Annotated in this window: 5 protein-coding genes; all 5 read left to right on the forward strand. The window is 39.8% G+C overall.

The window, feature by feature from the left end; genetic code table 11:
• Window positions 1-69 precede the first annotated feature (69 nt).
• The 5 genes from AC07YT_RS15775 (at window position 70) to AC07YT_RS15795 (ending at window position 8,101) form a co-directional block, all read left to right on the forward strand.
• Window positions 70-2,736 carry a valine--tRNA ligase gene (locus AC07YT_RS15775; protein ID WP_086547309.1) on the forward strand — a complete coding sequence of 889 codons (2,667 nt, stop codon included), beginning with the start codon at window positions 70-72 and terminating at the stop codon, window positions 2,734-2,736.
• A gap of 55 nt (window positions 2,737-2,791) precedes the next feature.
• Complete coding sequence (locus AC07YT_RS15780; RefSeq protein ID WP_145954265.1) at window positions 2,792-3,475, forward strand: hypothetical protein; 684 nt, start codon at window positions 2,792-2,794, stop codon at window positions 3,473-3,475.
• Window positions 3,476-3,759: 284 nt separating this feature from the next.
• Window positions 3,760-5,115: a Gfo/Idh/MocA family protein gene (locus AC07YT_RS15785; protein WP_086547307.1), complete on the forward strand. Its 1,356-nt coding sequence runs from the start codon at window positions 3,760-3,762 to the stop codon at window positions 5,113-5,115.
• Between the two features lie 95 nt (window positions 5,116-5,210).
• Entirely contained in the window at window positions 5,211-6,575 is a 1,365-nt protein-coding gene (locus AC07YT_RS15790) for a 3-keto-disaccharide hydrolase (protein WP_086547306.1), read from the forward strand.
• Window positions 6,576-6,907: 332 nt separating this feature from the next.
• On the forward strand, window positions 6,908-8,101 hold the full coding sequence (locus AC07YT_RS15795; RefSeq protein ID WP_086547305.1) for a Gfo/Idh/MocA family protein: 1,194 nt from the start codon (window positions 6,908-6,910) through the stop codon (window positions 8,099-8,101).
• Window positions 8,102-8,237 lie beyond the last annotated feature (136 nt).

The following is an 8,237-nucleotide window of genomic DNA, read 5'->3' on the forward strand; positions in this document are numbered from 1 at the left end:
ATGGCGTTAGCTGTTTTAGTCTTTCAGCTTTCAGCTTAATTAGCTATTTTTGGACTTTTAATATCATTCATGAGCATATCCACCAAGTACAATCCTGCAGAAACAGAAGATAAATGGTATAGCTATTGGCTATCGAAGAAATTTTTTCACTCAGAACCCGATGAGCGCGAACCTTACACCATCGTCATTCCACCGCCAAACGTAACGGGTGTGCTGCACATGGGGCATATGCTTAACAATACCATTCAGGACGTTTTAATCCGTAAAGCCCGTATGCAAGGCAAAAATGCTTGTTGGGTTCCCGGAACTGACCACGCCTCTATTGCTACTGAAGCAAAGGTTGTGGCCATGTTAAAAGAGCAGGGGATTAACAAAAAAGACCTTTCCCGTGAAGAATTTTTAAAATATGCCTGGGAGTGGAAAGAAAAATACGGTGGTATTATTTTAGAGCAGTTAAAGAAATTAGGTGCAAGTTGCGATTGGGACCGTACCCGCTTTACGATGGAAGAAGATCTTTCTGAAGCGGTTATTGATTCGTTTATCCATTTATACAAAAAAGGATGGATTTATCGTGGTATCCGCATGGTAAACTGGGATCCGGCTGGTAAAACGGCTGTATCTGATGAAGAGGTTATCCGTAAGGAAGTAAACCAAAAATTATATTACATTAAATACCTGATTTCGGGAACCGAAGATCAGTTTTTAACGATTGCGACTACGCGTCCTGAAACGATTATGGCCGATGCAGCAATCTGTATCAACCCGAATGACGAACGTTTTATGCACTTAAAGGGCAAAAAAGTTTTTGTGCCTTTGGTTAATCACGAAATCCCGGTTATTGAAGATGAGTATGTCGATATCGAATTCGGTACAGGCTGCTTAAAAGTTACACCAGCGCACGATTTAAACGATTATGAACTGGGTGTTAAACATAATTTACCAGTTACCGATATCTTAAACGACGATGGAACTTTAAATGAATTAGCCGTTATTTTAGTGGGCGAAGACAGGTTTGTTGCCCGTAAGAAAATCGCCAAAATGCTGGAAGAGGCTGGTCATTTAGAGAAAGTGGAAGATTATAAATCGCAGGTTGGTTTTTCTGAACGTACTGATGCCGCTATCGAACCAAAACTTTCGATGCAATGGTTTGTGAAGATGAAAGAAATGGCACAACCAGCTTTGGATGATGTATTGAATGGTGAAGTAAACCTGATCCCAAATAAATTTGAAAATACATACCGCCACTGGATGGAAAATGTCCGCGATTGGAACATTAGTCGGCAGTTATGGTGGGGACAAAGAATTCCGGCCTGGTATGATGATAAAGGAAATTGGGTGGTTGCCAAAACCAAAGACGAAGCATTAGAAGAATTCTGGAAGAAAAAACACCTGGACGAAAGTTGTTCGGAAACGGAAAAAGCAGGATTCAAACATCAGTTAGAGCCATTTTTAAGGCAAGATGATGATGTGATGGATACCTGGTTTTCATCATGGTTATGGCCGATTTCGGTTTTCGATGGGTTTAAAAATCCTGAAAATAAAGACATCAATTATTATTATCCAACCAACGATCTGGTAACGGCTCCAGAGATTTTATTCTTCTGGGTGGCCCGTATGATTATGGCCGGACATGAGTTTATGGGTAAAAAACCATTTACCAATGTGTATTTAACAGGTATTGTACGGGATAAATTAGGCCGTAAAATGTCTAAATCGTTGGGTAATTCGCCTGATCCGATTGGGTTGATCGAAAAGTATGGTGCCGATGCGGTTCGTGTAGGGATGTTGATGTCATCGCCTGCAGGCAACGATTTAATGTTCGATGAAAGCTACTGCGAGCAGGGACGTAACTTTGCCAGCAAAATCTGGAATGCCTTCCGTTTAGTAAAGGGATGGGAAGTAGACGATAACCTCGCTAACCCGAATACCCAGGCCATTGCATGGTTCGAAAACCGGTTTAACGAAGCCCTGGTTGAAATTGAGGCTAACTTTAAGCAATACCGCCTGTCGGAAGCATTAATGATTACCTACAAGCTGGTTTGGGATGATTTCTGTGCATGGTATTTAGAAATGGTTAAACCTGCTTATCAGCAGCCGATAGACGCAGAGAGTTATAAAGCGACGATTGCATTCTTTGAAAATATCATCAAATTATTGCACCCGAACATGCCTTTCATTACCGAAGAGTTATGGCATGATGATTTATTTGCCGGTCGTGGAGAAATGGATTGCTGTATTGTGGCCGAATTCCCGAAAGGCGGAACATTTGATGAGAAACTGCTGAAAGATGCAGAGGTAATTAAAACCGTGGTAGCTGAAATTAGGAATGTAAGAAATCAGAAACAGATTTCGCCTAAGGAAGCGTTGCCGTTAAGCATCAAAATAAATTCTGATCTCGATTACGAGAAATGGTTAAACATTGTTTTCAAATTAGCCAATGTATCAGAAGCTGAAATTGTGAATGATAAAATTGTTGGTGCAACCGCTTTTATGGCTGGTAAAGACGAATTCTTTATTCCGTTAACCGAAAACGTTGATATAGAAGCAGAACGCGAACGCTTAAATGCCGATTTGATTTATTTACAAGGTTTCTTAAAATCAGTGGATGCTAAACTGAGCAACGAACGTTTTGTGCAAAACGCAAAGCCCGAAATTATTGCCAACGAACGCAATAAAAAGGCCGATGCTGAAGCAAAAATCAAAATTATTGAAGAAAGTTTAGCGGTTTTAGGATAATACCCTTATAGATCTATAAGGTTCTAAAAACCTTGTAGATCTTTAATTAAAAAATATGATGCGCTCTCGAAATTTATTATACATCTTTTCCTGCTTGTTATTATTTATTGTTTCCTGTAAAAAAGAGAGCGATAAGGAAGAAGAACTGAAATATCCAATTTCCTTAAATTATAAATCTTATAGTAGAGGGAAAATGAGGATGTGGACCAGAGATGGTGAAGTTTTGGATCAACAAAAAATTACCAATTTTGCTGGAAATGCCTTTGCCAATTCTTTTGATGCAAATTTTTATCAGATAAAATTCACCAAACCCGATTCTGCTGAAATTAAATATCCAGGTGCATTAGAAGGATTTTGGACTTATAAAGTGAAAGATTCTGCCAATATTGATTTTAAGGGAGATATTCATCTATTTCCTGGAACGGTGTTCGGAAACCAGGCCTCACTTGACCGGTCTTTTTTAATATATAGGACCAGTATTTATACCCAGCCTGTAAGGGTAATTAATCAGCCAACATCAACGCCTTCCGTTATTTACAGGGCAGATTTAGGATTTAAAGCTACTGGGAACAAAAAAGCCCTTACTATCCCTGGTTATCTTTATAAATTGCGCTTGTATAATAGAACTGCTCTTTTTAGCGGTCACCTGTTTGGTGATTTCAATGATCGTTTCTTAAATGAGCTACAAGATCGCGATACTTTGGTTATTCAAACAACAACGAATAACTGGAGGCAATAAAAGCCTTTCAGGTAATTTTTTAATACTCCAATAAAATTACCTGAATAAATTATTTCAAACGTTTTCCTAGCCAGCGATAAAAATAACATATTGCTTTAAAAACTGGCCTCCTGGCTATTTATTTAAGGTTAATACGATTGTAAGCCATTATTTTAATATAAAGTTTCAAAAATATTACTTACTAAAATTTAAGGTTTGTTTTTATTAACCATATTTTAGGTTTTATTAAAATAGTTTGTCAAATGGCAAACCAGTTAAGCGATAATCTAACCTAATATCCGTAAATGGAAAATTCCAGAAGAAAATTTATTAAGCAATCGGCAATATTTGCTGCGGCCACCTATGCAGGTACCATGGGTATGAGTGCTAAAAGTTATGGTCGTATTATTGGTGCAAACGATAGGGTACGTGTTGGTGTTGTTGGATTTTCTGATCGTTTTAAAGAAACGCTGTTGCCTTGTTTTATGAACCACCACAAGGAGCTGAATTTCGATATCGTTGGCCTTTCTGATTTGTGGAACTACCGGAGGGATTTAGGAATTGCCCATTTAAAAGCAAAATTTGGTCACGATATTAAAGCCTGCCGGAACAATGATGAGCTTTATGCAACTAAAGATCTTGATGCGGTGATTATCAGTACGGCCGATTTTCAGCATGCGCTTCACACCATCGAAGCGGTAAAAGCCAGTTGCGATGCTTACGTAGAAAAACCCTTTGCCGAAACCATGGACGATGCCAAAGCTGCATTTAAAGCCGTTAAGGCGAGTAAACAGATTGTACAGATTGGCTCGCAGCGAAGAAGTGGGGAGAATTATACCAATGCTGCAAAATTTATTCAGGATGGAAAATTTGGGCCGATCACGGCTGTCGATTTAGTTTGGAATGTAAATCAGCCAGGCAGGTGGCGCAGGCCCGATTTGGTAGCCAAATTAAAAGAAGAAGATATCGATTGGAAACGTTTCTTGTTGAATCGTCCGGTTGAAGCCTTCGATCCGAGAAAATACCTGGAATATAGATTATTCTGGCCTTATTCGTCGGGAATGCCCGGGCAATGGATGTCGCACCAGATTGATACGGTACATTGGTTTACCAATTTAAAACATCCACGAAGTGTAGTGGCCAACGGCGGTATTTACACCTGGAAAGATGGCCGCAGAAACTGGGATTCGATGGTTGCTGTATTCGATTATGGCCAGCCCGATACCACCGACGGTTTTCAGGTTACTTTCACCTCGCGGATGCAAAATAGTGTGGGTGATGTAGGCGAGGTTTACTATTCGAACGGTGGTGAGTTGAATCTGATGACCAATAAAGTATCGCCGAAAGGTGGTTTAAAAGAAAAAGAAGCTGCAGCCATGGGGTTGAAAGCCAATCTTTTGCCTGAGTTTGATTTAAGTAAAAGCGAAATTAAAGCTGCAACCGGAGCCAATATGGGTGGTGATGCCTTAACCTCTGGCCATATGCGTAACTGGATGGAATGTGTGCGTAGCCGTAAAACACCAAATGCGCCTGTTGAAGCAGGTTATTCGCACTCTATTGCCAATATCATGACGAATGCTGCTGTGAGGACAGGCGCGAAAGCTACTTTCGATGAAAGCAGACAAGAAGTAATTGCAAACGGAAAAGTATTTAAATATTAAAAAACAATATCGTCATTGGGGGTGCAAAGCAATCGACCTTCCAGAAAGATTGCTTCGTCATTCTTCCTCGCAATGACGGCAAGAAAAAACCAACCATGTTAAATTTAAAAAAATATAGTATTCTAGCCCTTTCGCTAATCAGTTTATCAGCTGCTGCCCAAAAAGCCAAACCCTTATTTGACGGTAAAACACTTACCGGTTGGAAAGCCGTTGCAGGTGTTGCTCCGTATAAAGTTGAAGATGGAATGATTATCGGAACGATGACCAAAGGCACACCAAATTCATTTTTGATCACCGAAAAAGAATATGGCGATTTCATTTTAGAACTTGATGTAAAATTAGAAGGCGAAACCACCAACTCGGGGGTGCAAACACGCAGCCATATTAAACCAGAAGGGAATAACGGTAAAGGATTGGTTTTTGGCAGACAGATGGAAATAGATCCCACACCCCGCGCATGGACAGGTGGAATTTACGACGAAGCCAGAAGATTATGGCTATATCCTTTAGAACTTAATCCATCAGCAAAACCATTGTATAAAAAGAATGAGTTTAACCATTACAAAATAGAATGTATTGGCAACGAAACTAAAACCTGGGTAAATGGAACACCAGTTGCCTATGTGATCGATACCTTGGATAAATCAGGGTTTATTGGTTTGCAGGTTCACGGAATTGGCGCTAATTTAGATAACGATGGCAAGAAAGTTTATTTCAAGAACATCAATATTCAAACCGAAGGTTTAAAAGCCAAAGCTTTTCCAAAAGGAATTTATACCGTTAATTTAACCCCAAATACCTTATCTGCCTACGAAAAATCAGAAGGTTATAAATTATTGTTCGATGGTAAAAGCCATGCGGGCTGGGTTGGTGCTTATAAAACTACTTTCCCTGCCAAAGGATGGAAAATTGCCGATGGTGTAATCAGTGTAGAACCATCAGGAGGTGCTGAATCAACCAATGGAGGTGATATTGTAACCAAAGCAGAATATGCCGCTTTTGATCTGTCCTTCGAATTTAAGCTGACTCCGGGTGCCAATAGTGGCGTAAAATATTTTGTTACCCTGAGCGAAAAAAATACTGGCTCTGCTATTGGTTTGGAGTATCAGGTTTTAGATGATGTACTGCATCCTGATGCAAAATTGGGCAGAGATGGAAACCGCACTTTGGCATCGTTATACGATTTAATGACTTCGAAAAAAGAAGCCCGTTACCTGCGCCCAATCGGAAGCTGGAACAATGGCCGTTTGGTGGTATACCCGAATAACAAGGTAGAACATTATTTAAATGGCGTAAAAGTTTTAGAATATACCCGTGGCTCAGAAGAATTTAAAAAACTGGTTGCCATCAGTAAATATAAAGATTGGAAAAACTTTGGTGAGGCACCAAAAGGGCATATCCTTCTTCAGGATCATGGTAATAAGGTGGATTTCAGGACCATTAAAATTAAAACATTGTAAGGCTGAGCTTTATTTATTTGAAAATGAGCGTTGGTTCAATATGGCGGCCAGCAGCCCCGCTTTCGCATATAGTCCGCTCCCGATGAAAATCGGGATGCGGGCTATTTAGCTCAATCGGGTTTATAGTTAATGGTTTGCACTACAAACTGACCTAAAGGCACTAAAAGATTTAAATAGCCCCGACATACGCGAAAATACTTTTTGTTGCATTTTTGTTAATATTGCAGATGCGGCAACAAAAAGATTGTAGCATTGGCGGGACTATCGCTTAATAGAAGCATTATCCCGGCGCTCCAAATCATCATTTTAAAGAAAAAAAATATTAACATACCATGCATCGTCGATCTTTTGTTAAAACATCTGCTTTAATAGGTTCTGGTTTATTTTTGGGCAACCAGGGGTTTGCCAGTTTAGTAGCCGATGAAATCATTAATGTGGCCATGATTGGTTGTGGCGATCGCGGTAAAGGTGTTTTGTCGGTAATTAAATCAATGCCTGCAAAATATAAAATTAAAGCCTATTGCGATTTACTCGATTTTAGGCTTAAGGAAACCGAAAAGTACGTTCCCGCTGATGCAAAAGCCATAAAAGATTACCATAAAGTTTTAGACGATAAAACCATTAACGCGGTTTTTATTGCTACCCCTTTAAGCGAGCATTTCAGAATTGCTAAAGATGCCGTGCTGGCCGGCAAACATGTGTATGTAGAAAAAACCATGACCTACAGTATTGCCCAGGCACTCGAACTTAAAAAACTGGTAAAACAATATCCCAATCAGGTTTTTCAGGTGGGGTATCAATACCGTTATTCGCCTTTGTATTTTAAGGTGAAGGATATGATTCAAAGTGGTTATTTAGGCAAGGTTAGTCAGATCGATTGCCGCTGGGACCGCAATGGTAACTGGCGCCGAGCCGTTCCTGATCCCGCCTTAGAGCGTAAAATTAACTGGCGGATGTACAAGGAATATTCCGGCGGATTAGCTGCTGAACTTTTATCGCACCAGATCGATTTTATCAACTGGGCTTTCGAAACACAACCCGACGAAATTATGGGCTCAGGTGGGATAGACGTGTTTAAAGACGGGCGCGAAACCTACGATAATATTCAGGCCATTCTCCGTTATAACGAAAAAGGCATGATCGGCAACTTTGGAGCCACTTGCGGCAATGCACATGATGGTTATCTGTTTAAAATAAAAGGCACCAAAGGTTCGGTTTCTTTGCTTACCAATACGGGCTTGTTTTATCCCGAAGAAAGTGCTAAAAAAGAATTGGGCATTGTTGATGGGGTAACCGGAGCCACAAAAATTGTAGTGAATAAAGATGGCGGAATCCCGATTTTGGATAAAGCCACCATCGATGGTACAAATTATGCCTTAGATGAATTTTATAAATCGATTACTACAAAAAAGGAACCTGCATCGAACATCAATACCGGCACCCAGGCGGCTATATGTGTAGCCATGTGTAACGAAGCGATTTATACTGGTAATAAGCAGGTTTGGAAGAAAGAATATAGCGTGTAGCTCATGTGTCATCCTTGTAAAGGTTTAGTAATTCGGTAACAGATTTGATTTTAGATTATTATTAATTTATTATTTTTTTTGATTTTCATTTTTAGCCATTTCAATGGGTGTTATTCCTCCTATTCCTTGATGAGGT

Source organism: Pedobacter sp. GW460-11-11-14-TSB4 (assembly GCF_059423705.1).

Coding starts and splice junctions, on each gene's coding strand:
- AC07YT_RS15775 (WP_086547309.1), top strand. CDS start 70: ATGAGCATATCCACCAAGTACAATCCTGCAGAAACAGAAGATAAATGG.
- AC07YT_RS15780 (WP_145954265.1), top strand. CDS start 2,792: ATGATGCGCTCTCGAAATTTATTATACATCTTTTCCTGCTTGTTATTA.
- AC07YT_RS15785 (WP_086547307.1), top strand. CDS start 3,760: ATGGAAAATTCCAGAAGAAAATTTATTAAGCAATCGGCAATATTTGCT.
- AC07YT_RS15790 (WP_086547306.1), top strand. CDS start 5,211: ATGTTAAATTTAAAAAAATATAGTATTCTAGCCCTTTCGCTAATCAGT.
- AC07YT_RS15795 (WP_086547305.1), top strand. CDS start 6,908: ATGCATCGTCGATCTTTTGTTAAAACATCTGCTTTAATAGGTTCTGGT.